Origin of the sequence: Halomonas sp. OfavH-34-E, from assembly GCF_024124525.1 — a bacterium.
Taxonomy (GTDB): Bacteria; Pseudomonadota; Gammaproteobacteria; order Pseudomonadales; family Halomonadaceae; genus Halomonas; species Halomonas litopenaei.
The window spans coordinates 1-23651 of the sequence record NZ_JAMXRY010000018.1; the positions used below are offsets into that span (position 1 = coordinate 1).

Sequence of the window (23651 nt, forward strand, 5' to 3'; positions counted from 1 at the left end):
TCGGTGAGGGTGTAGTCGATGACCGCCTTGCCTTCGAAGCCATCCGCAGGGGTAAAGGTGATCTCGCCATTGGACGCGAAGCTCACCGAACCCACACTGGCCCCGCCCTGCACGCTGGCCGCGGTCAAGGTGGCACCATCGGCACCCTGGGTGTCGCTGGTGCCGTCGTCATTATTCAGCACGTTGTAGCTGACCGGGGTGTCTTCGCCGGTGCTGGTGGTGTCGGCCACGGCCTCGGGCTTGGTATCGAGGATGTTGATGTCCAGACTGTCGGAACGGCTTTCACCGGCAGTGTCGGTGACCACTACCTCAAAGCGATCGACAACACTGTCATCGCCGGCCCTGTGATCCGCGCCTTGCGAGTTCTCGGTATAGCGATAATCAACGGCACCGTTGTCAAATCCGATGATTTCGAGCTTGCCCTGCTCGGTTTCTATCACCACCGGATTGTCGGCGGTAGCCTTTGTAATATCCGACCCGGCGATGGTCGCAGTGCCGATTCCTGCGCTGGCTGTCAGCAGCATCTCGCCTGAGACCGTCTCGCCACTGCCCTCCACTACGCTGTTGTCGCCGGCCGTGACGTCACCATCGCTGTCCTGGATCACCACATTGGGATCACCATCCGTGCTGCCGTCGATCAGCACGGTCAAGGTCGCAGTACTGATATCGCCATCGGCGTCCTTGACGGTGTAGCTGAAGGTCTCCATCAGATGCTCGCCATCATCAAGGGCCTGCACCGCCGCAATCACCGTATTGACGGAGTAGCTCCAGGTGCCGTCACCGTGATCGGTGAAGGTGCCATATCTTGCTGAAGTGTCGTCGAAACCTACGAAACTCAGTCCATCGGACCTGGCAAGGTCGTTATCCAGCAGGTCACCGGAAATCGGCGCACTGCTATCTTCGCCGACCCGGGCAGCGTCATCTTCAGCCAACGGCACGGTATCGAGGATATTGATGTCGAGGCTGTCACCGGCTTGCGACCCCCGGTTGTCGGTCACCACCACCTCGAAGCGATCAAACACGCTGTCGTCACCGGCAGAGTGGTCGGCTGGCTGACCGTCTTCGGTATAGACGTAGTCGATCGTCCCGGTATCAGGATCGAAGCCGGTGATCGCAAGGGTACCGTGCTGCCCATCGATCAGGACTGGCGTTGCGGCCGAAGCGCCCGATACATCGACGCCCGAGACAGCAACACGCGCCACACCGGCAGGAGCCGTCACTGTCACGCTGCCGGTGACAGATTGGCCACTTCCTTCAACGACGCTGTTGTCTCCGGCCGAAACGGAGCCCTCTCCCGCTTCGATCGGCGGTAGATCGGGCTCACCTTCCGCCAGGAAAACCTCTTCGTCGTCGGCGATGGGAGTCCCACCGCCCTCTACCGGCTCCAGCGACTCCACTGCTCCCGCCCCACCAAAGGAGTAGCTCTGGGGATCAACAGACTCGGAGATGCGCAACAGGCGCACGAAATCGAAGCCCTCTTCCGCGCCACCGCCACTTTCCCCCAGGCCAGGTGCCTCTATCGCCTCGAGCAGATCGGGTACCTCCGACTCGAGCAGACGCAACAGCTCCGTTACTTGCTGCTGGTCCAGAATCTCGACCGAGGAAGCGTCGCCCTGCCCCATATCCTCGGGCAACGAAACCTGCTGCGCATCGACCAGCGTGACACCGGGCCTGCCGTCCGCAAACTGCAGCGTCACGAGGGCGCCGTCCGCCGTGATGACGATATCGCCGACGTCCAGACGATCCCCTTCTTCCAGAGCGATGACGTCGCCATTCGGCCGTTTGACCCAGGCGTTTCCTTGCAATGAGCTGACAGTAGCGATGGTAACAGGCACGGGGACCTCGAATTTTTCGTAACGGAGCGTAAGACAATGGCTAGTAAACTGGTACGAATAATACTACTTACGTTACACGTCGTTACACACTGTACCAATGGCCAATAGTCGCTACGATCAAGTAATGCACCTTCCGAGATACTGCTTTCCTCCTAGTCACCATAGAAAGTCATGCTTTTTGCTGCCACTTTTGTACGTTTTATCGTCTGTTTCATGCTGATTTCGGAACAGCGTGGTGCGAAATTGGCCCTTGCCAGGAGCGCTGGCGACGAGAACACGCAGACTGGGGACGCCTGGAGCTGACAGCGCGAGACGCCTGGGAGAAACAAACAGAAACGCCCGACTGGCCAAGCCAGTCGGGCGTCGTCTTGTCGGTGAGACGTCAGTGAATGGGTAGCTAGCGCATCAAGCGTCGGTGGTCTGCGATACCCGACGATCAAGCAGGCTTCGCCAGCGCATCAACACCGGCGCATCGCTCAGGCTGACCTGGGACAGCAGGCGGCGAAACTCGCTTCGAACCGCATCGTCGTCGGGATCGACACACGTCAGCCAGACTTCCAGGGCCCCGAGCAATTGATGAAGGTTGCCGTCCCGCTCCGCCTGGGTGCGCGCCTGCTCGGCGAGGGTCCGTACCGCTTCGGCGTCGCGACCCAGGCGGTGGCGCACCAGCGCCAATTGGGTGGCAAGCTCCGGGACAAACAGCGTCGTACGCTCTCGGGCCATCAGCAGACACTGATCCAGATAGTCTTCGGCCTGCTCCAGCTCTCCCATGGCAAGACAGGCGTCCACGTACCACAGGTTCGGACGCTGACTCGGGTCCCGGCCGGTCACTTCCGCCAGTTCCTCGTGGGCCGCCTGAAGCTGCTGCAGGCCTTCACGACTCCCCGCCAACGCCTGCTGCCATCCCAGTACCGCACGGGAGGCGACCTGCCATAGGTGCAGATCGGAACTGCCGGTGAGCTCATACGCTCGCTGGGCCCGATTGGCCGCCTCGTGGACATGCCCAAGCTGGCGGTACAACGCAGAGGCGTACATCAGCGCCATCGCCAGACTGCCGGGATGATGGATCTCTTCCGCCAGGCGGATGGCCGATTCCACATGGCGTTCCGCCCGCTGGTAGTCGCCACGCAGACACAGCGCCCATCCCTGGAAGCAGGCAGCCGCCACCTGCGGGTGGTCAGAGAACGGCAACCACTCGATCATCATCGGCTTGTTCAGCGGATCCAGCTCTTCCAGATGGTCATAGGCCTGGCGAATTCTGCCAGCCCAGTACTCACAGCTTGCCCCGGCGTAGTCGGCCAGGCGCTGGTAGCGCGGGTCCTCAAGGCGCAAGGCGAGATCGTTCAGCCGCGAGGCCAGCAGAAAGGCGTCGGCGTGGGCGTTGCGCTGACTGCAGCCAACCCATAGTCCCCACTTGACCAGGAACGCCTGCTCGAGATCGTCCTCATCCTCGAGGTCGGTGGTGCACTCAGCCAGCAGCTCGCGTGCCTTGACGAAGCTCTCGTGGGCGGTAGGCGAACCATGCCCCTCCAGGGCGAAAGCGGCCTGACCACGCACCGTCAGCAGGCTGATTTCACGCTCTGCCTGGGGCTCGACCTGGCGCAGACTGGCGAGGCCGGCGTCGGCCATCTTCAGCGCCGTGCGATTGGCACTGACCTTGAGCGCCTCCCGGGCGGCAAGCTCGAAGTAGCGCGCGCCTCGAGCGTAGTGACCGCTGCGCCGCAGGTGCATGGCGAAGTCACCGGGATGACGACTGATCCACACCGGGAAACGCTCTTCAATCAACTGAACCACGCGGCGATGCATGTCGACCCGCACGTCACGCGGACAGGAAAGATAGGCTGCCTCATGCAGCAGCTGGTGAGTGAACTGAAATTCTCGCGCCCCCACGTCACCATCGGACGGCTCGATGATCTCGAGTCGACGCATTTCTTCCAGCGCCCGGCTCAGCCGTTCCGGCTCCCAACCACTGCACTCGGCCAGAAAGTCGAAGCGGAAGTGGCGACCCAGCACCGCCGCGATGTGCGCCACTTCGCGATCGCCATCCAGTTGATCGATGCGACTGGTCAACAGGCCAAGCAGGCCGTGGGGCAGTTCGTCGAGCTGGACGCTACGCCCTTCCCGCCGGTCCATGTCGAGACGACGACAGATCTCCTGCAGGTAGAGCGGGACGCCATCGCAGCGCTCGATGATCTGGCCTCGCAGGCGCGGCGACAGATGCAGCCGATAGCGACGAGCCAGCTGGGTCAACAGCCGCGACGACTGCATGGCGTCGAGCCTGCCAAGCGCAATCTGCTGATCCCAGTGCAGTCGGGTGGGCAAGGATTCACGACCATGATGGCTGGCGATCAACAACAGCGGACAGTTGATCGGCAGCCGCGCTTGGAGGCCGGCCAGCACCTTGAACGATGGCTCGTCGACCCACTGCAGGTCGTCGATCATCAGTACCAGCGGACGTTCCTGTGACAGCTCATGGATCAGCCCATGCAGAAGCGCCACCACCGCTTCCACCGCCTCGCTGCTCTGCGCCAGCAGCGAGACTTCGTGAGGTTCGCGAATACCCATGGCCTCTTCAAGCCAACGAATATCGTCGTCATCCAGCTCGCTTAGCCCCAGGCGCTCGACCAACGCGGCCAGGCCCTCGCTGTCGATCTCGCCCCCCAGATGCCAGCGCACCAGGTGGCGCGCCACACCATAGGATTCCTGCACCGACATGCGGGTGTTGGGCTGCCAGCAGATGGTGGCGTCGCGACTCTGCTCAAGGTGACGAAACCCCACCAGCAGTGCCGACTTGCCAAGCCCCGATGGCCCCTTCACCAGCACGCTCTGACGCAGACCGATACCGGCCCGCGCCAGGGCGTCGCGCAGCATGCGCAGCGCGTTCTCACGCCCCACCAGGCTTGGTGGCGTCGCGTCACGGCCGCCCTCATTGGTGCCCAGCACCAGGGCACGCAGGCGGACTCGGCCGTCGCTTGCCACCAACCGGGAAAACAACCTCGGTTGCAGGTCCAGCGCCGGCGGCATGTGCTGGCTGGCCTCCTGAGAAATAACGAGTTCGCTGCCCTCGGCGGCGCTCATCAGGTCGAGTGCCCGCTGGGTCACCTGACCCAGCGGGTCCACCAGGTGGCGCGACGGCAGATAGACCACCTGGCCGCTGTTCAGGCCCGCCGCCAGGGTCATGCGGGGCAGGCTCCCTTCACCGGTCCAGTGTCGCTGCGACTCTTCCGCCAACAGACGTCGACAGTGTTCGTACAGGGCCACCAGTTCGGCCAGCTGATGCGCCGGCCCATGGGTACCGAAACAGGCAAGCCCCAGCCCGCCCGTGGCACCGGGCAACCAGAAGCCACCCAGATGGTGGCACTGCTTCTCGAGCCAGCGCATCAGTTCGATCTGCAATGCCAGACAGGCCCGCGTCTCGGCCCGGCTACCCATGTCGCCGTCCAGTGTCAGGCGAATCGCCATGACCGACAGCTGTCGGTGCTCGACCTCTTCTTCACCGAGCGGCGGACTGTCCATCGCCAGGGTCCGCGAGAAGGCGCCCTTGGGCGACAAGGACGGGTTTTCGGGCTGTCCGTCGGACCAGTAACAAGCCAACTGCAGGAAACTGGGGTCTGGCTGTTGCCCGGACAGCGCCAGCAACTGCAAAAAGGCGTTGTACTGCTCATGCGCCGCCGCCATCTGGCCTTGCTCGGCCAGTTGGCGCACCAGCTTTTCATGAAAGGGAGCGTAGCCGGAAAATCGGCTGACCAGCTCCTGCAACAGCGCATCGGGGATACTGCCCTCCTGGTCGAGCACGTCCTCGGCGAAGCGAATGACCCGCTGGCGCCACTCGTTGCGCACCTGAATCAGCCAACGCTGGAAATCGGGACAGGCCGGCAGCTGCAGCTCCTCCACCAGGTCGCCTCGATACAACCCCAGCAATTCTTCCAGGGTGTCGATGTCACGACTACCCTCCAGCAGCCGCTGCAGGTCATGAACATCGAACCCCCATTGCGCCGGCAGTTGAAAGGCGATGGTCTGGCGCGACACCGTCAACACCTTGTCGGCCTCATCCCCCAGCGACTGGCGCAGACAGTGAAGGGCATGTCTCAGGTTGGTGCGACCGGAGGACAACCCCTGGTCGGGCCACAGCAGTTCGGCCAGGGTCGCGCGGTTGACCGGCTGCTGATGCAGCAGCAGGTAGACCAGCAGCGCCTTGACCTTGTCGTAGCTGAATTGAACGAGGACATCGTCTCCCAGGTTGAGGGAAAAGTGCCCAAAGAGTGCCAGGTGGTCCTGGTCCGTTATCTGGGAAGCATCGTGTTGGGCGTCCCGCATGATGGTGTCCCTGCGTGGCGGTGCTATCGGCCTCAGGCCGGCACACCGCTGTGAAATCGAAAGGCGACGTCCGGGGTCGTCACAAGTTGCTCTTCGCGGGCCTTGAAGACCGCAATGCGCGCTTCTATCGGCGCGTCTGAAAGCTGGCTCGCCAGTGTGATGTAGTCCTCGAAGTGGCGTCCTTCCGACTTAACCAGACCTCGGTAGAACTTGGCAAGTTCGTCGTCGAGATGTGGAATAAGTCGCGCAAAGCGTTCACAACTGCGCGCCTCGATCAAGGCACCGACGATCAGCACATCCACCAGACGCTCCGGCTCATCGCGCCTGACCAGTTCCCTCAGTCCTTCAGCATAGCGCGATGCGCTGAGATGGCGGTACTCAATCCCCCTGGCGCGCATGATTTTCACGACCTGCTCGAAGTGCAGAAGTTCTTCACGGGCCAATTGCGACATCTTGGTCAGCAGGTCGACGTGATCCACGTAGCGATACATCAGACTCATGGCCGTGGACGCCGCTTTCTTCTCGCACTGGGCGTGATCGATCAACAACAGGGTTTCATTGTCCAGCGCCCACTCGACCCATGCATTCGGCGTCGCACACGGCAGGAAATCGAGAAGCTCCTCAGGCAGCGAGGTGTCGTGGTCGGGGCTGATGGTGACATTCATGAAAGCGGTTTCCATTGCTGGGCCCCATCGGGCCCGGACTCGAGATGAAGTGTCCGACGTTGTTCGGCGGCCTGCTGAAGGGCCTGGCTGATGGCGGCGTACAACTGCTGAGGCTGGTCCGGCACACCTGGGCGCAGCACGATACCGTAGGCTGCCAGGTCGCCGATACGATCACGCCCCACCCTCAGCAGCTCTATCACACGCGACGCCGCCGGCTGGGACGAACGAAAACGCACGCGATGGCGTCGCATCTGGCGCTCCAGCAGGTCTTCGTCGATCACCTCGACGAAATTCGCGGCCACCTCGATACGCAGAGCGTCCAGTTCTCCGATCCGCCTCTCACGCTCCTCACCATCCAGCGAGAACCAGCGCAGAATTTCCTGATCATGGCGCTGACAGCCGCGGCAGACGTTATCGCCCACCGTGGTCGAACACAGCCCGACGCAGGGCGACACCACAACTTGGGTCATCGTCGGACACCTCATCGTGCTAAAAATTGAATCGGCACATGGTAACGCCTGCCTCGAGCGGACACACCCCTACCCCAGTCGAATAGGCACGAACCGGCCTCGGCGACCAAAGTTCAAAGCCCGTCATGACGGGCTCTCTTAACATTGTCGACAGTTTATTCTAGAATCCCGGCCACCGTTGACAGCGTGTCCCTCACGTTCGAGCGAGACGCGTTCGAGCGTGACCACCACAAACCAATGAGGGCCCCCACGTGCTTGAAGCCTATCGCCAACATGTCGAAGAGCGTGCCCAGGAAGGCATTCCCCCCAAGCCGCTGAACGCCGAACAGGTCGCCGAACTGGTCGAACTGCTCAAGGCGCCGCCCGCCGGAGAAGAAGAGACTGTCCTCGATCTGCTGACCAACCGCGTTCCGCCCGGGGTGGACGAGGCCGCCTACGTCAAGGCCGGTTTCCTGACCGCCCTGGCCAAGGGCGAAGCCGAATCTCCGCTCATCGACAAGGTGCATGCCGTCAAGCTGCTGGGCACCATGCAGGGTGGTTACAACATCGCGACCCTGGTCGAACTGCTCGATGATGCCGAGCTTGCCAAGGAAGCCGGCGAGCAGCTCAAGCACACCCTGCTGATGTTCGACGCCTTCCACGACGTCGCCGACCGCGCCAAGGCCGGCAACGAGGTGGCCAAGGACGTGATGCAGTCCTGGGCCGACGCCGAATGGTTCCTGTCCAAGCCGGCACTGGCCGACAAGATCACCCTGACCGTGTTCAAGGTGCCCGGCGAGACCAACACCGACGACCTGTCCCCGGCCCCCGACGCCTGGTCACGTCCGGATATTCCGCTGCATGCCAACGCCATGCTCAAGAACGAGCGTGACGGCATCGAGCCCGAGGTCCCCGGCACCAAGGGCCCCATGGCGCAGATCGAAGCGGTCAAGGCCAAGGGCTTCCCGGTCGCCTACGTCGGCGATGTCGTGGGTACCGGTTCCTCGCGCAAGTCCGCCACCAACTCGGTGCTGTGGTTCTTCGGCGACGACATCCCCAACGTGCCCAACAAGCGTGCCGGTGGCTTCTGCTTCGGCGGCAAGATCGCCCCGATCTTCTTCAACACCATGGAAGACGCCGGCGCCCTGCCGGTCGAGATGGATGTGTCGAAGATGGAAATGGGCGACGTCATCGACGTCTACCCTTATGAAGGCAAGGTCTGCCGTCACGACACCGACGAAGTGATCTCCACCTTCGAGCTGAAGACTCAGGTCATCCTCGACGAAGTCCGCGCAGGCGGTCGTATCCCGCTGATCATCGGTCGCGGTCTCACCGACAACGCCCGCAAGACGCTGGGTCTGGAGCAGTCCGACGTCTTCCGTCTGCCCGAGCAGCCCAAGGACACCGGCAAGGGCTTCACCCTGGCCCAGAAGATGGTCGGCAAGGCCTGCGGCCTGGAAGGCGTGCGTCCCGGCATGTACTGCGAGCCGAAGATGACCACCGTCGGCTCTCAGGACACCACCGGTCCGATGACCCGTGACGAGCTCAAGGACCTGGCCTGCCTGGGCTTCCAGGCGGATCTGGTGATGCAGTCGTTCTGCCACACCAGTGCCTACCCGAAGCCGGTGGACGTGGAAACCCACCACACCCTGCCGGACTTCATCATGAACCGTGGCGGCGTATCGCTGCGCCCGGGCGACGGCATCATCCACTCCTGGCTGAACCGCATGCTGCTGCCGGACACCGTCGGCACCGGCGGTGACTCCCACACGCGTTTCCCGATGGGCATCTCCTTCCCGGCGGGCTCTGGCCTGGTGGCCTTCGCCGCTGCCACCGGTGTCATGCCGCTGGACATGCCGGAGTCCATCCTGGTGCGCTTCAAGGGCAAGCGTCAGCCTGGTGTCACCCTGCGTGACCTGGTCCATGCCATTCCCTACTACGCCATCCAGAAGGGGCTTCTGACCGTCGAGAAGTCCGGCAAGAAGAACGCCTTCTCTGGCCGCGTGCTGGAGATCGAGGGCCTCGAGGATCTTACCGTCGAGCAGGCCTTCGAGCTGTCCGATGCCAGTGCCGAGCGCTCCGCGGCGGGCTGCACCATCACCCTGTCCGAAGACTCTGTCTCCGAGTACCTGAAGTCGAACATCACCCTGCTCAAGTGGATGATCGCCAATGGCTACGGTGACAAGCGCACCATCGAGCGTCGCATCCTGGCCATGGAAGAGTGGCTGGCCGACCCCAGCCTGATGCGCGCCGACGCCGACGCCGAGTATGCCGAGGTCATCGAGATCGACCTGGAGCAGCTCAAGGAGCCGGTGCTGTGTGCCCCCAACGATCCGGACGACGCCCGTCTGCTGTCCGAGGTGGCAGGTCAGAGCATCGACGAGGTGTTCATCGGTTCGTGCATGACCAACATCGGCCACTTCCGTGCCGCCGGCAAGCTGCTCGAGAAGCAGCCCGCCGGCAGCCTGAAGACCAAGCTGTGGCTCGCCCCGCCGACCAAGATGGACCAGCACCAGCTGACCGAGGAAGGCTACTACGGCATCTACGGCCGCGCCGGCGCGCGCATGGAAATGCCGGGTTGCTCGCTGTGCATGGGTAACCAGGCCCGCGTCGCCGCCAAGAGCACGGTGGTGTCCACCTCCACCCGTAACTTCCCCAACCGTCTGGGTGATGGCGCCGACGTCTTCCTGGCCTCCGCCGAACTGGCCGCCGTGGCCGCCGTGGAAGGTCGCCTGCCGAGCGTCGATGAGTACCGCCGCTACATGGGCGAGTTCGACGCCATGGCCGGCGAGATCTATCGCTACATGAACTTCCACGAAATCGAGGAGTACCAGAAGGCCGCCTCGAACGTGATTCCGGTGGCTCAGGAAGCCTGAATCATCTGACGGTCAACGGCTCGAGTCTGTCGCCAGACCGACTCGAGCCTTGAATCACAAGGAAGCGCCCCGGGGAGCGAGTTGCGTTCAACTCCCCGGGGCGCTTTTTCATGCCTTGCCAGCAAAGGCCGTGTCACTGGGCGGGCGGCTGACCGCCCACCCCACCTTCCCTCGCCTGCTTTACTCGCCTGCTTTACTCGACCCTCAACTGACCATCGTCGAGCAGGTTCTGCAGGAAGGCGTCACCGTCTGCGCCCATCTGCACGCCCTGAAGCACAACGACCTGATCGGCGTTGCCACCTCCAGCCGCCAGGTTGCCTTCGCTGCTGATGGACAACAGGGTATCGTCCCCGTCCTGACTGGCCTGAAGGTAGTCCGCCAGATTGTCCTCGTCGGCGCCCTGAAGAAGATCGGCAAGATCGAGCCGGTCGGCCTCGGCCTCAACGCCATACTCACCGACGGTGAAGTCGGCCACGGTGTCCTGCGCCGGTGCCGTTGTGCTGCCCGCGTCACCAAACTCCCAGGCGAAGACATCGGCCCCGGCACCGCCGACCAACAGATCATCATCGACACCGCCGATCAGCAGGTCGCCGCCGCCGCCACCGTTCAGGATGTCTTCACCGGCACCGCCGGACAGGCTGTCGTTGCCACCGTCAGACCGATCCGCGATAGCCAGGGTCTCGACGTTGTCCCTGACGTAGTCGATGATCTGCTGATCCGTCGGCTCCGCCCCACCATTCACGCTCCACCTCAGGAACTCGACAAGGCCGAGATAGCCCAAGCCATCGTGTTCTCCCGCCTGGAAACTCTCGCCACTGTCGCCATCCACCCAGGACAGTCCATCGCTGTTGACGGTATCGCCGAACAGGACATCGTCTCCCTCGTTGCCTGCCAGGACATCATCGCCCAGCGCGGCCAACTCGGCCTGGCTGCCTCCGCCAAACAGGGCCGCTTCCAGTTCTTCGGCGGTATTGACCACCTCCACCTGCCCGGTCTCGAGAATGTCTCCATCGTCGAGCAGGCGCTGCTCCAGTCGGATCTGATCGATATCGAGACTGTCGTTGGTGCGGTTGCCGCTGTCGACCAGGAACCGGAGACGATACTCCCCCGTCTCGAGAAAGCCGGTATCGACCGTCGTCCAGTTCGGGGCGTAGGTCAGTGAACTGCTGGCGTACTCCTGCCATTGGCCACCTTCGCGCACCTCGACCACATAACCCATCGAATCGTTCGACTGACTGAACACACTGGTGCTGTAGCGAAACAGCAGCGAGGTGTACAGCTGGTCATCGGGATCGTCATCGACGAAGAAAGAGGTACTGACCACTTCCGCCGCCTGGTCGTCATTGGCGTTGTCCCTGATCCGCAACTTGCCCCCGAACTGGGCCGCCACCGTGTTGGCGTCGGAGACCTTGGTCCAGGTCTCTACCCTCAGCGCGTCCGTCGAACCGCGCGTGAAATTGGCAAGCCTGACACCATCGACCACGGTGCCCTGGTAAGACAGCGCCCCGGTGCCCGACACATCCGTATTGTCGAAAAACTCGAGAACATCTTCCCTGGTCGCGTCACCGATGCCGACCGCTCGCACGCTACTGAGCGCGGCCAGCTCGGTATAGGCGTCGGCGGCCTCCTTGATGGCGGTGGCGTCGATCGCTGTGGCGCTCACCGTGCGTCCGGCATCATCCGTGTAGTGTGTGGGCCCACCATCGGTCAGGATGAAGCTCAGGTCCTCGAAATCGGCGAATTGGGGATCGGCGTCCTGCGCCGCCAGCCACCCAGATGCAGTGCGAATGCCGGCTTCCAGATTGGTGCCGCCCTCCGCCCTGAAACCGTCGATGAAGCTCACCACCTTGGCGATATCGTCAGCGCTGCTGAGGTCGATGACGATATGATCGACGGCATTGGTGCCGAAATCGACGATCTGCAGATTGATCTGGCCGTCATGGGCCACCAGGTCGGTCAACAGGTTCTTGAGCGCCGCCTGAACCAGCTCGAGTCGACTCAGGCCTGGTGTCCCCGACGGCACCACCATGCTGCCGGTGGTATCGACAATCAGCGAAATATTGTAGTTGGTGGCCGGCGTCAGCACCGCCTCCAGGCCACCTCGATCACCGATCAGCACGTCGCCGCCGGCCCCTGTCGCTTCGTTATCGTCGTCGTTGTCCCCCACCACCAGTTCGTCCGCAGGACCTTCGACGCTGACCGTCGCTTCGGCCTCGGCGCTATCCCCATCGTTGTCGGTCAGGGTGTAATCGATCACCGCCTGCCCGCCAAAGGTCGGGTTGGGGACGAAGGTCAGCGATCCGTCGGTGTTCACGCTTACCGTACCGACGCTGTCTCCTCCACGCACCGCAGCCGCCGTCACGCTTGCCCCATCGGCACCCACTTGATCGTTGTCGAGCACCTCGATGACCACCGGCGCGCCGCCGCTCGCGCTTGCCGCGTCGTCCGCCGCCAGCGGCGAATCGTCGTCGACCACGACATTCAAGCTGCCCTGGGCTTCGTCGCCGTCACTATCGCTGACGACGTAGTTCAGGGTCAGATCAATGTCATCCTCGAAGCCAGGGTCGCTGTGGTCCAGCGGACCGGCCAGGGTGACCTGATAGGCACCCGTGAGCAGATTGGTCAGTACCGCCGTCAAGACGACGCTGCCGCCTGCGCTACCCACCAACTGGCGACCATCGCCGCTGAGCGAGAACATGACCGGCATGCCCCCGGAGGTCAGCCCACTCGGACTCGGGGCCAACCAGCGGAAGTCGCCGGCGCCGTCCGTGCCGGCATCGTAGCCAAGCACTCCGGCCACCTGAGTCGCTTCACCCGCGACATCGTCGATACCCCCCGCGATACCTCCCGCCAGGCCATCCTCATCGACCACTGCCACGGGCACGTCATCACCACTCGGCGTCGTCGGGGTACCGTCGGCGTCCACGATGATTGTCCACTCGGCAAAGCGAGGGTCGCCATCGCCGTCGGTCAGGGTGTAACGCACGGTGGCCACACCACTCTGGCCGGGGTCGGGGGTAAAGGTCAGGGTGCCGTCCTGGTTGAGCACTACCGAGCCGGTAACCTCGCTGTCTCCCACCACATTGGCGGCTGTCACGCGGCCACCGTCGGCGCCGACGGCATCATTGGCCAGCACGTCCAGGGTCACCGCAGCACCATTGTCGGATACCGAGCTGTCATCCTCGGTCTCTGCGGTGTCGTCATCGATGAGCAGCTCGAGCTGCCCCTGAGCGGTGTCACCGTCGGCGTCGGTGACCGTGTAGGACAGACCAAGGAAGATATTGTCCTCGCTGAACGGCCGCAGATGATCGATGGGTCGATGCAGAACGGCGCGAGCCACGTCCGAGCCGTCTTCCAGACTCACCGTAATGACACTCTCGCCTGCCTCGTTGCGGCCGATCAGGCCACGCCCCCCATCGACCACCTCAAAGCTCACCTCGCTACCCTGGGAGGTGAGGCCATCGAGATCACTGCGAGGATTGTCGTCGGTAGGGCTCTGGGGGCCTGCGGTCAGCGCGATGTCCGCACTCCAGGCGAAGCCGCCTCCCGCCGCCGGTCCATCGGCACCAAAGTCAATCTGGAGGTCCCTCACGGCGCTGATCGGCTCACCGACCACGTCGCCATTGCCGCCGGCATTACCCCCTGGCAATCCATCCTCATCGAGCACGATGCGATGCACATCACTGGTCACCGGCTTGCCATCGGTGTCCTCGACCTTGACGGTCCAGTGGCCGACCATCGGGTCTCCGTCGCAGTCCAGCACCTTGTACTTGATGCGGGCGGTGCCGCTGAAATCATCAGCGGGGGTGAAGGTCAGCGTCTGGTCGTCATTGATCACCACCTGCCCCTGGCCCGATACCACTTCGGCACTGACCAGGTGCCCCAGATCTGCGCCCGGGCTGTCATTGGCCAGCACATCCGCGTTCACCGACTCGCCGGACCCGGCGCTGGAATAGTCGTCGACGACCACTGGGGTGTCGTCGTCGACGGTGACCGCCAGATAGCCCTTGGCCTCGCTGCCATCGGCATCCTTCACCACGTAGCCGAAAGACAGATCGATGTCGTCCTCGGTGCCGGTGGCGAAGTGATCCAGCGGGCGCAGCAGGGACACCGTTACCAGATCCGAGTCATCTGCGCGCACCACCGTGAACACGGCTTCGCCGCTCACCTCGTCACGGCCGGTCAGGCTGAGGCCGTCGGCCGACACCTCGTAGACGACGGCGCTGCCCTGGCTCTGCAGATTGGTCGGCAGGCCGTCCGTGGTCCAGTAGAAGGCCCCGCTGGCGGCAGGTCCATCGGCACCAAAGTCATAGCCAAGCCGCGCGCTGGCGCTGGTGGCCTCACCGGCCACGTCCTCAGGGCCTCCGGGGTTGCCCCCAGCCAGGCCGTCCTCGTCGACCACCACCGAAGGAGACCGGGTGTAGGGGTCATCATCGCTCGTTGGCGTTGTGGGGACATTGGCGTCGGTGATCTCTACCGTGACCTTCGCCCGTCCGCGGTCCCCATCGTTATCGATGGGCCTGAGGGTGAACTCGAGCTCCGGATGGGTGGTCTGGTCGAGCCCGTCCCTGGCCTCGAACTCCCAGCTACCGTCGGAGTTCACGATCAGGGTGCCCACCGACAACTCGATGGGTGTGTCCAGACGGTAGAAGCCGATCTCCTCCGACACGTAGACGCGCATTTCACGCAGACCATCGGCGCCAGCATTGACCGACCAGGTACCGCGCGCCACCTCCCCTTCGGCCACCGAGCTCGGTGCCGTGGCGGTGGCATCGGGCACGTCATCCTTGACGAAAATCCGCAGATTGTCGGTCTGCACCCCTTGGCTTCCGCCGTTCACTTCCACCTTGAACGGATCGTTGATGCCCTCGTCGCCGCGCCCCTGGGAACGGTGATCGTCAGAGTTGTCGGTCAACTGGTAGTCCCAGCGATAGTTGCCCTGGGCGTCCACCGCCACCGTCAGGGTGCCAAAGTCACCGCTGAGGCTGCCGCCACCGGTCAGGTCGACACCGTTGACGACAAAGCCCTCGATCTGTCCTCCGGGCGGCCGCTCATAGACGCCCCCTACCGAGGTCGCAACGGATCCCGCCCGGGTGCCGTCATCCAGCCCCGCCTCATCCACCCTGAAATCACTGCTCTGGTTCGCCATGACGCCATCCCCTGTGTCGATGCCAAGAAGGAAAGACGCCGGGTCCGCGGCGTGCACGATCAACGCACGACTGGAGCTTGGCCGAGTGACGCCTTTCACCTGGCCAAAGATATGCGGACGGCTGGCATTGCGACGGCCGAACTTGGTCATCGCCGATGGCTTATGCGGAAATCGGCAATGACCTCAAGATCCCCTTATCCGCAACGGATCTTTGGATTCAAGTGGAGAGTCTGGCGACACCGCTCTCGCGCTGGCGTCTCCGGCTTCCCCCGCGGCTTGCAGCGCTGCATAGTACCGGCCTTGCACGACCGACCCTCGGCCCGGCCCGCTATCGATTCGCCAGCACCACGAAAGATCAGCGCCGGTCTGATGCCGGAATCATGAGAGCAACTCACCACCAACGAATGGAGGCCAACGACATGCACTCGCACTCGGGTGCCAGGCAAGTCATCGTACCTTCAGTGGAAAAAGGATCAGGCGGATTGCCAGGGCGCTTCGCCAAGGCATCGATCACATCTCTGGGCTGAACGTGGACAAGCCGGTGAAACGACGCCACTTTTCAACGACCGATATGACGACTCGCGCACAATTCATCAGAGATCGCCGAAATCCATTCCCACGCTCGACCTCCTCAGCCCGTCATCCCCCGGGGGCTGGATAACATCGACACCTGTGGCATCATGCCAGGACTAGCCACGGAGACGCTCCAATGACCCAGATTGTCACGCCCGATATCTGCGACGCCTACCCCGAGGTGGCGGTGTGCGACCCGATCTTCGTCAACTACGGGGGCCAGGAGGCCTTCTTCGGCCCGGTGAAAACGGTCAAGTGCTTCGAAGACAACTCGCTGGTCAAGCAGGCGGTCGCCGAACCAGGAGACGGCGCAGTGCTGGTGGTGGACGCAGGCGGGTCAACCCGCTGCGCCATGCTCGGCGACATGCTCGCGGAACAGGCGGCCGGCAATGGCTGGGCCGGGGTGATCATGTATGGCTGCGTGCGCGACGTGGACATCCTGGCGGAGACCGACCTGGGCATCCAGGCCCTCGGCGCCCACCCACGCAAGAGCGAGAAGCGCGGCGAAGGCCAGCGTGATGTTCCCGTCGCCTTCGCCGGTGTCGACTTCGCACCGGGCCAATGGGTCTACGCCGACAACAACGGCATTCTGGTCGCCGAGTCCCGCCTCGAACTCGATTGACGGGCCATCGCTCTTCCTTGGTCCACCGACCGTCGGGGGTCCTGTGACCCCCACCACTGACGCCATCGCTCACTCGGTGGGTCCTCGGCGCGCAGCGCCCCCTGCTCCTGCTACCCACGTCCAACGGCACACTTTAGACTCATGACGCTTGCCAGGGATGTCTACACCAGCCTGCATGACCACCTGCGTCCGCTGCTGGCCTACCATCTACTGTTCACGCTGTTCGCCTCGGCTGCATTGCTGCCGGCCATGGGCTGGCTGCTGGCCGGCTGGCTTTCCCGGGTTGGCCGCCCCCTGGTCACCACGGTGGATGCGGTCGAACTGCTGCTGTCCCCGCTGGGCTTCAGCTGGATCCTCGCCTTTGCCGTCATCCTGCTGACGCTGCTCTACCTGCAGCAGGCCGGGATGATGCTGGTGGCGGTGGAGCGCCAGGGCTCCCACGCGCGTCAGGCCTTGATCGCCCTGTGGCAGAGCCTGCATCGTCTTCCCAGGCTGTTGGGCCTCGCCAGCCTGCAGGTGTCGATTCACCTGCTGGCCCTGACCCTCGTCGCCGCCTGTGCCAGCCTGGTCCACGATTCCCTGCTCGGTCACCTGGATCCCTACTATGTGCGGCGGGTGCGCCCACCGGCCTTCTGGCTCTACACCTCGACCCTGCTTCCGCTGGTCGGACTCTGGGCAGCGCTGGCGGCGCGACTCTACATCCGATGGTGGCTGGCGCTGCCCTGCGTGGTACTGGAGGGTCTCTCGCCTGTCGCAGCGATGCGCCGCAGCTACCAGTTGACCCGGCACCGCCAGGGGGGACTTGCGCGGGTCATCTTTTCGATGCTGGCGGTACTGCTGGTGCTGCCGTCGGCGGTGTCGATCGCCTTCAGCGCCTGGGTCGCCCCCCTCTTGTCGACACTGCCCGAGATCGGCGCGGTGGTCATCACAACCATGCTGCTGGTGGTCACCGCCGCGACCCTGCTGACGCTCAGTGTCGCCTTCGCGGTGATCGTGCTCAACGCCCTGCTGGCGACCTGCCTGTACCTGCGCCGCGCCCATCGACTGCCGCGCCCCGATCCCCCACCGGCAGACGCCCACCCGGGGCGGCTGGCCTGGGCGGTGGAGGTCGGCATCCTGGTATTCGCCGTCTCCCAGGCGTGGCTGATGGTGGAGCGACAGGAGCTCAATGACGAAGTCGAGGTAATCGCCCACCGGGGTAGTTCGGAGGTAGCGCCGGAAAACAGCCTGTCAGCCATCCGCCAGGCCCTGGAAGACGGCGCCGATCAGATCGAGATCGATGTACGCCTGAGTGCCGACGGCAGCGTGGTGCTGAGCCACGATGCCACGCTGCAGCGTCTTGCGGGAGACCCGCGGCGGGTCACCGACCTGAACTGGCAGGAGTTGGCAACGCTGGATGTCGGATCAGGCTTCGGTCATGCCTTCGCCGGCGAACGCCTGGCCAGGCTCGACCAGGCTTTGGCTGCGGTGCGTGGCCGCGCCGACCTGATCATCGAGCTCAAGCCGAGCCGTGGCAAGGAACAGGCGCTGATCGAGGCGGTCGTGGCAGAGCTTGACGCCGAACGCCGCTGGCGCCTGCACTGCCGAGACCAGGCAGAAGACCGCCTGGCGCGCATGATCTGTGGCGATCCCAGGCTATTCGAGACCACTTGGCTTGCGTCCTTGTCGTACCGTCAGATCCATCTGATCGACGCCCAGGAACCTCGCGCCAGGACACTGCTGCTGGCAGAGTGGGCCCTGCCCGGCAGCCTGCCGCAGCGTCGCTTCGACGGGCTCGGCCTGCGCAACAGCCAGATCGACGATGATCAACTGCGACGCGCCCACCTCAACCAGACGCCGCTCTACGCCTGGACGGTCAACGATCCTGGCCGCATGGCCAGACTTATCGACATGGGCGTGGACGGCATCATCACCGACCGTCCCGAAAGACTCAGCGCGCTGCTGCGCGAACGACGCAGGATGAGCGACGCCGAGCTACTGCTGACCAAGCTGCGCCACTGGCTGGCCGACGACTGAACGAAGAACCCCCGCCCCGGCGGTAGCCGGGAGCGGGGGCAACATCAGTCCGTGGAGCGAATGGCGCGCCTCAGTCGCCCATGACCACGCCTTCACGGCGGGGGTCGGCACCCCCATAGAAGCCGTCTTCGGTGACCTTCAGCGCCTGCAGACCGCTGGTCAACTCGCGGGTCTCGACCTCGTGGCCAAGCCCCCGCAGATCGCGCAGCGTGGCCTCGGGGAAGCGGCCCTGCTCCAGATAGACGGTGCCACCGGTGGTGATCGCATGGGGCAGATCGAGCGCCTGCTGGGCGTCCACACCACGCGTAAGCATGGCATCCAGTGTCTGGGCGGTGTAGTGGATGATCGCCGCGCCTCCGGGAGACCCGAGGCTCGCTACCAGCTCGCCGCTCTCACGCTCGAACACCAGCGTCGGACTCATGCTCGAACGCGGCCGCTTGCCGGGCTGCACCCGGTTGGCGATCGGTGTGCCCTGCTCATCTGTCGGGGTAAAGGAAAAGTCGGTCAACTCATTGTTGAGCAGATAGCCGCCATCAAGCTCACCGCCACCGTTGGCCATGATGCGCGAACCAAACGCCTGCTCGATGCTCGAGGTCATGGCGACCGCCTGGCCCCGGGGGTCGACGATGCTGATATGGCTGGTGCCGTGCTCGGGCTGCTGGGGCTGAGAGGCGTAGGCGGTCTCCAGCGAACCGGGGTTGCCGGGGCGCGCCTCGCCGCTACCCATGCTCTGCTGCTTGATCAGCTCGGCGCGCTTGGCCAGATAGTCCGGTGCCAGCAGCGTGTTCCAGTCACCGCCGGGGGGTTCGACGAAATCGCTGTCACCGATATAGCGGCCGCGATCGGCAAAGGCCAGGCGCGAGGCCTCGAGAAACGGATGCAGCCAATTCACCGTGGGTACACCCTCGTGGGTGGCGGTCTCGATCTCCGGCAAGGCCTCCATCATGCCGAGTATCTGCATCACGGTCAGGTGTCCCGACGAGGGTGGCGGGAAACCGCAGACCTCCCAGTCACGCCAGGGGGTACACAGCGGCTCACGCTCGAGTGCTGCGTAACCCGCCATGTCCTCGAGACTCAGGGTACCGGGCAGCTCCGGGTGATTCCGCACCCGGGACACCAGATCCTCGGCGAACTCGCCGGTGTGCAATGCAGAGCTGCCCTCCTCGGCCACCTTGGTCAGAATCGCCGCCAGGGCGGGATTGCGCAGGGTCGCTCCCACCTCAAGCGGCTCGCCCTGGTCATCGAAGAAGTAGGCCCCGGCGATCTCGTCCTCGGCAAGGCTTGGCGTCGACACCAGGCTCTGATGCAGACGCGGGCTGATCTCGAAACCTTCCGTGGCCAGGGTGATGGCCGGCGCAAACAGTGACTTCCACGGCAGCTCGCCGTATTCGTCGTGCGCCAGCTCCAGCATCCTCAAGGTACCGGGCACCCCCACCGAACGCCCGCTCTCGACCGCGGTCATGAAGTCGATCGGATCGCCGTCGGCATTCAGAAACAGGGACTCGTCGGCGCCCAATGGGGCCTTTTCACGGCCATCGAAGGCGTGAACCTCTTCCCCGTCGAACAGCATCAGAAAGGAACCACCGCCGATGCCGCTGGACTGGGGTTCCACCAGCGTCAGCACCATCTGCACCGCGATGGCGGCATCGATGGCAGAGCCTCCGGCCTTGATCACCTGATAGCCGGCGTCGGTGGCCAGAGGGTTCGCCGCCGCCACCGCAAAGGACGAGGTCGACCAGCCGGGCTTCTCCTGGTAGCCGGAACTCGATTCCGGCGAGATGTCCGGACGAGCGTATTCAAACCCCTCCTGGGCAAAGGCCGGTGTCGTCAGCAGGCCGGCCAGCAGCAGATTGCCGCAAACGATGGAAGACGCCAGACGCGCCAACCGTGGCGAAGTACGCGATGTCATCACCGCTCCTTTTGTGATGAGTAATACGGGAGAGTCTTGATTGCTTGATTCAGCATAGGCCTTGAGCGTCGAGACGGCACGCAGGCTCGCTGTGATGTGCGCGTTTCACCGGCATCCTTTACCGCCGACGAGCAGCGCTGACTCATTGCCGGCGCTCGTAGCGATCCAGCCGCCAGCGGCAGAACCGCGAGACCAGTGCCAGCGCCAGCAGCGCCACGGCGGTCACACCGAGCACCGACACCAACTGGTGATAGCCCTCAGGGGTGCTTTCGGCTCTGGCCGCCATGCCCTTCTCGGCCAGGCGTACCACACCGTATATCAACGCCATCAGCAGGCCCAGCGGCAGCGCCGAGCCAAAGCGTGACAGGCCCCGAGTCAATGCCCAGGGAGGCGTAGGCTCCTTGTTCTTGACCGCCTTTGACGAAGCAGCCTTGCCCCGTGAGGCCCTGGGTTCCTGCCTGGGTTCTGACTTGGCCTGGGCCTTGTTCGCGGCCTTGCTCGACGCCTTGGTCGGGGCATCGCTGCGACTGCGGGCCCTGGGTCCTGGCTTCGCCTTTGGTGTTGCCGTGCCCGATGACTGACGCCCCCCTGGCAGCAGCCGCCCGAGAGCCCAGCGCCCCAGCGACCAGCAGGCCCAGCCCAGGCACACCCCGATGGACAGCAGCACGCTGCCCATGACCAACAGATACGCCATCACAAGATCCTGAAAAGAAAAGCTTCCCATGGTGCCAAGTTAGCGGGCACTTGGGGAGCCCCTCGAGGCGATTGAGCGAGTTTCGCACACCCGCACAACGCAACGACGCCGCGGAAGGTCCGCGGCGTCGACAGGCGGGCGATCGCGTCGCCGTCTCACAGCATGGTGATGCTCAGCCGATGGTCTCGCCGGCCAGCATGAACCAGGTCTCCAGCACCGCGTCCGGGTTCAGTGACACCGAATCGATGCCCTGCTCCATCAGCCACTTGGCCAGTTCCGGATGGTCAGACGGCCCCTGGCCGCAGATCCCCACGTACTTGCCCTTGGCCTTGCAGGCCTGGATCGCCATGGCCAGCAGCTTCTTGACCGCCGGGTTCCGCTCATCGAACAGGTGCGCAACGATACCGGAATCGCGATCGAGACCGAGGGTCAACTGGGTCAGATCGTTGGAGCCAATGGAGAAACCATCGAAGTACTCGAGGAACTCATCGGCCAGCAGGGCGTTGGCCGGCAGCTCGCACATCATGATGACCTTGAGCCCGTTATCGCCGCGCTTGAGGCCATTGGCCGCCAGCAGGTCGACCACTTCACTGGCTTCTTCGGTGGTACGCACGAAGGGAATCATCAGCTCGACGTTGTCGAGGCCCATCTCGTCGCGCACCCGCTTCATCGCCCGACACTCAAGCTCGAAGCACGGCCGGAAGTTCTCGGAGATGTAGCGCGAGGCGCCGCGGAAACCGAGCATCGGGTTCTCTTCACCGGGCTCGTAGAGCTTGCCGCCGATCAGGTTCTCGTACTCGTTGGACTTGAAGTCCGACATGCGCACGATGACCCGCTCCGGATAGAAGGCCGCCGCCAGGGTCGAGATACCCTCCACCAGCTTGTCGACGTAGAAGCTGACCGGATCGTCGTAGCCGGCGATACGCAGATCGATGGTCTGCTGCAGTTCGCTGGGCAGGGTGTCGTATTCCAGCAGCGCCTTGGGGTGAACGCCGATCATGCGGTTGATGATGAACTCCAGACGCGCCAGGCCGACACCGGCGTTGGGCAGGGTGGAGAAGCTGAAGGCGCGATCCGGGTTGCCCACGTTCATCATGATCTTGAACGGGATGTCCGGCATGGCATCGACGCTGGTGACGTTGCGGTCGAACTCCAGCAGACCATCGTAGACGTGGCCGGCATCGCCCTCGGCGCAGGACACGGTGACTTCACGGCCATCGCGCAGCACGTCGGTGGCGTCACCACAGCCCACCACCGCCGGGATACCCAGTTCGCGGGCGATGATCGCCGCGTGACAGGTGCGCCCGCCACGGTTGGTGACGATGGCAGAAGCGCGCTTCATGATCGGTTCCCAGTCCGGGTCGGTCATGTCGGTGACCAGCACGTCCCCGGCGTTGACCTTGTCCATCTCGTCCGGGCTGAGGATGACCTTGACCGCACCGCGACCGATGCGCTGACCGATGGCGCGACCGGTGACCAGGGTGCGCCCCTTCTCCTTGAGCTGGAAGCGCTCAAGCGAGCCGCCCTCCTGCTGGGACACCACGGTCTCGGGACGCGCCTGAACGATGTAGAGCTTTTGATCGTCACCGTCCAGTGCCCACTCGATGTCCATGGGACGGCCGTAGTGCTCTTCGATGGTCATCGCCTGACGCGCCAGCGCCATCACCTGTTCGTCGTTGATGCTGAAACGGCCACGATCGGACAGCGGCACATCCACGGTCTCCACCGACTTGCCGGCGCTGGCATCACCGGTGTAGACCATCTTGATCAGCTTGGAGCCGAGGTTACGCCGCAGCACCGCCGGGCGGCCTGCCGCCAGGGTGGTCTTGTGGACGTAGAACTCGTCAGGGTTCACCGCGCCCTGCACCACGGTCTCGCCGAGGCCCCACGACGAGGTCACGAACACCGCATCACGGAAGCCGGACTCGGTGTCCAGGGTGAACATCACGCCGCTGGCCCCGGTCTCGGAGCGCACCATCTTCTGCACGCCGGCGGACAGCGCCACGTTCTCGTGGGCATAGCCACGGTGCACCCGGTAGGAAATCGCGCGGTCGTTGAACAAGGAGGCGAACACCTCGTGCACCGCCCGCTTGATGTTGTCGTAACCTTCGATATTGAGGAAGGTTTCCTGCTGGCCGGCGAAGGACGCGTCGGGAAGATCCTCGGCGGTAGCGGAGCTGCGCACCGCCACCTTGAGGTTGGGATGCTTGCCGAGCATCAGCTCGTAGGCTTCACGCAGGGCGGCCTCGAAGGCCGGCGGCAGCGGGGTATCGATGACCCACTGGCGAATCTTGCTGCCGGCCTCGGCAAGGGCATTGACGTCATCGACGTCGAGACGCGCAAGCTCCTGGTTGATTCGATCGTTGAGCCCCTCGTGGGAGAGGAACTCGCGATAGGCCTCGGCGGTGGTGGCGAAACCGCCAGGCACCGTGACGCCGGCGCCGGACAGGTTGGAAATCATCTCGCCCAGGGAAGCATTCTTGCCCCCGACTCGCTCGACGTCGTTCATGCCCAGCTGATCAAACCACAGAATGTACTTGTCCACG

The 23651-nt window shown here is 63.9% G+C and carries 11 protein-coding genes; 3 read left to right on the top strand and 8 right to left on the bottom strand.

Going from position 1 to position 23651, the window contains the following annotated elements; all coding sequences use genetic code 11:
* From NH448_RS09705 to NH448_RS09720, 4 genes are all read right to left on the bottom strand, one after another.
* A partial coding sequence (locus NH448_RS09705) for a retention module-containing protein (protein ID WP_253028699.1) occupies positions 1-1835 on the bottom strand: 1835 nt, incomplete at its 3' end.
* A 405-nt stretch (positions 1836-2240) separates the two neighbouring features.
* The gene (locus NH448_RS09710; protein ID WP_253028700.1) at positions 2241-6152 is read right to left on the bottom strand and encodes an AAA family ATPase; all 3912 of its coding nucleotides are present in this window, start codon (positions 6150-6152) and stop codon (positions 2241-2243) included.
* A 32-nt stretch (positions 6153-6184) separates the two neighbouring features.
* Positions 6185-6817, bottom strand: coding sequence for a tRNA-(ms[2]io[6]A)-hydroxylase (locus NH448_RS09715; protein ID WP_045994931.1), 633 nt, complete (start codon positions 6815-6817; stop codon positions 6185-6187).
* Complete coding sequence (locus NH448_RS09720; protein ID WP_045994930.1) at positions 6814-7287, bottom strand: DUF1289 domain-containing protein; 474 nt, start codon at positions 7285-7287, stop codon at positions 6814-6816. Before NH448_RS09720 ends, NH448_RS09715 begins: the two co-directional genes overlap by 4 nt.
* 251 nt (positions 7288-7538) lie before the next feature.
* On the opposite strand from NH448_RS09720, the gene acnB reads away from it, so the two are divergent.
* Positions 7539-10142 carry a bifunctional aconitate hydratase 2/2-methylisocitrate dehydratase gene (gene acnB / locus NH448_RS09725; RefSeq protein ID WP_045994929.1) on the top strand — a complete coding sequence of 868 codons (2604 nt, stop codon included), beginning with the start codon at positions 7539-7541 and terminating at the stop codon, positions 10140-10142.
* Positions 10143-10335: 193 nt separating this feature from the next.
* Here the strand turns inward: acnB and NH448_RS09730 are convergent, their stop codons facing one another.
* A complete protein-coding gene (locus NH448_RS09730) occupies positions 10336-15291 on the bottom strand; it encodes a tandem-95 repeat protein (protein ID WP_162197852.1) in 4956 nt (1651 codons plus the stop codon).
* 709 nt (positions 15292-16000) lie between these two features.
* Here NH448_RS09730 and rraA point away from each other — a divergent pair.
* Both rraA and NH448_RS09740 read left to right on the top strand, forming a co-directional pair.
* Positions 16001-16486, top strand: a complete 486-nt coding sequence (gene rraA / locus NH448_RS09735) for a ribonuclease E activity regulator RraA (protein WP_045994927.1) — start codon at positions 16001-16003, stop codon at positions 16484-16486.
* 141 nt (positions 16487-16627) lie between these two features.
* Entirely contained in the window at positions 16628-18502 is a 1875-nt protein-coding gene (locus NH448_RS09740) for a glycerophosphodiester phosphodiesterase family protein (protein ID WP_253028701.1), read from the top strand.
* A gap of 70 nt (positions 18503-18572) precedes the next feature.
* Here NH448_RS09740 and ggt read toward each other — a convergent pair whose 3' ends face one another.
* From ggt to ppsA, 3 genes are all read right to left on the bottom strand, one after another.
* Entirely contained in the window at positions 18573-20411 is a 1839-nt protein-coding gene (gene ggt, locus NH448_RS09745; protein WP_253028702.1) for a gamma-glutamyltransferase, read from the bottom strand.
* Positions 20412-20553: 142 nt separating this feature from the next.
* Positions 20554-21105, bottom strand: coding sequence for a hypothetical protein (locus NH448_RS09750; RefSeq protein WP_253028703.1), 552 nt, complete (start codon positions 21103-21105; stop codon positions 20554-20556).
* Positions 21106-21277: 172 nt separating this feature from the next.
* The gene (ppsA, locus tag NH448_RS09755) at positions 21278-23650 is read right to left on the bottom strand and encodes a phosphoenolpyruvate synthase (RefSeq protein WP_045994922.1); all 2373 of its coding nucleotides are present in this window, start codon (positions 23648-23650) and stop codon (positions 21278-21280) included.
* Between the last annotated feature and the right edge of the window lies 1 nt (position 23651).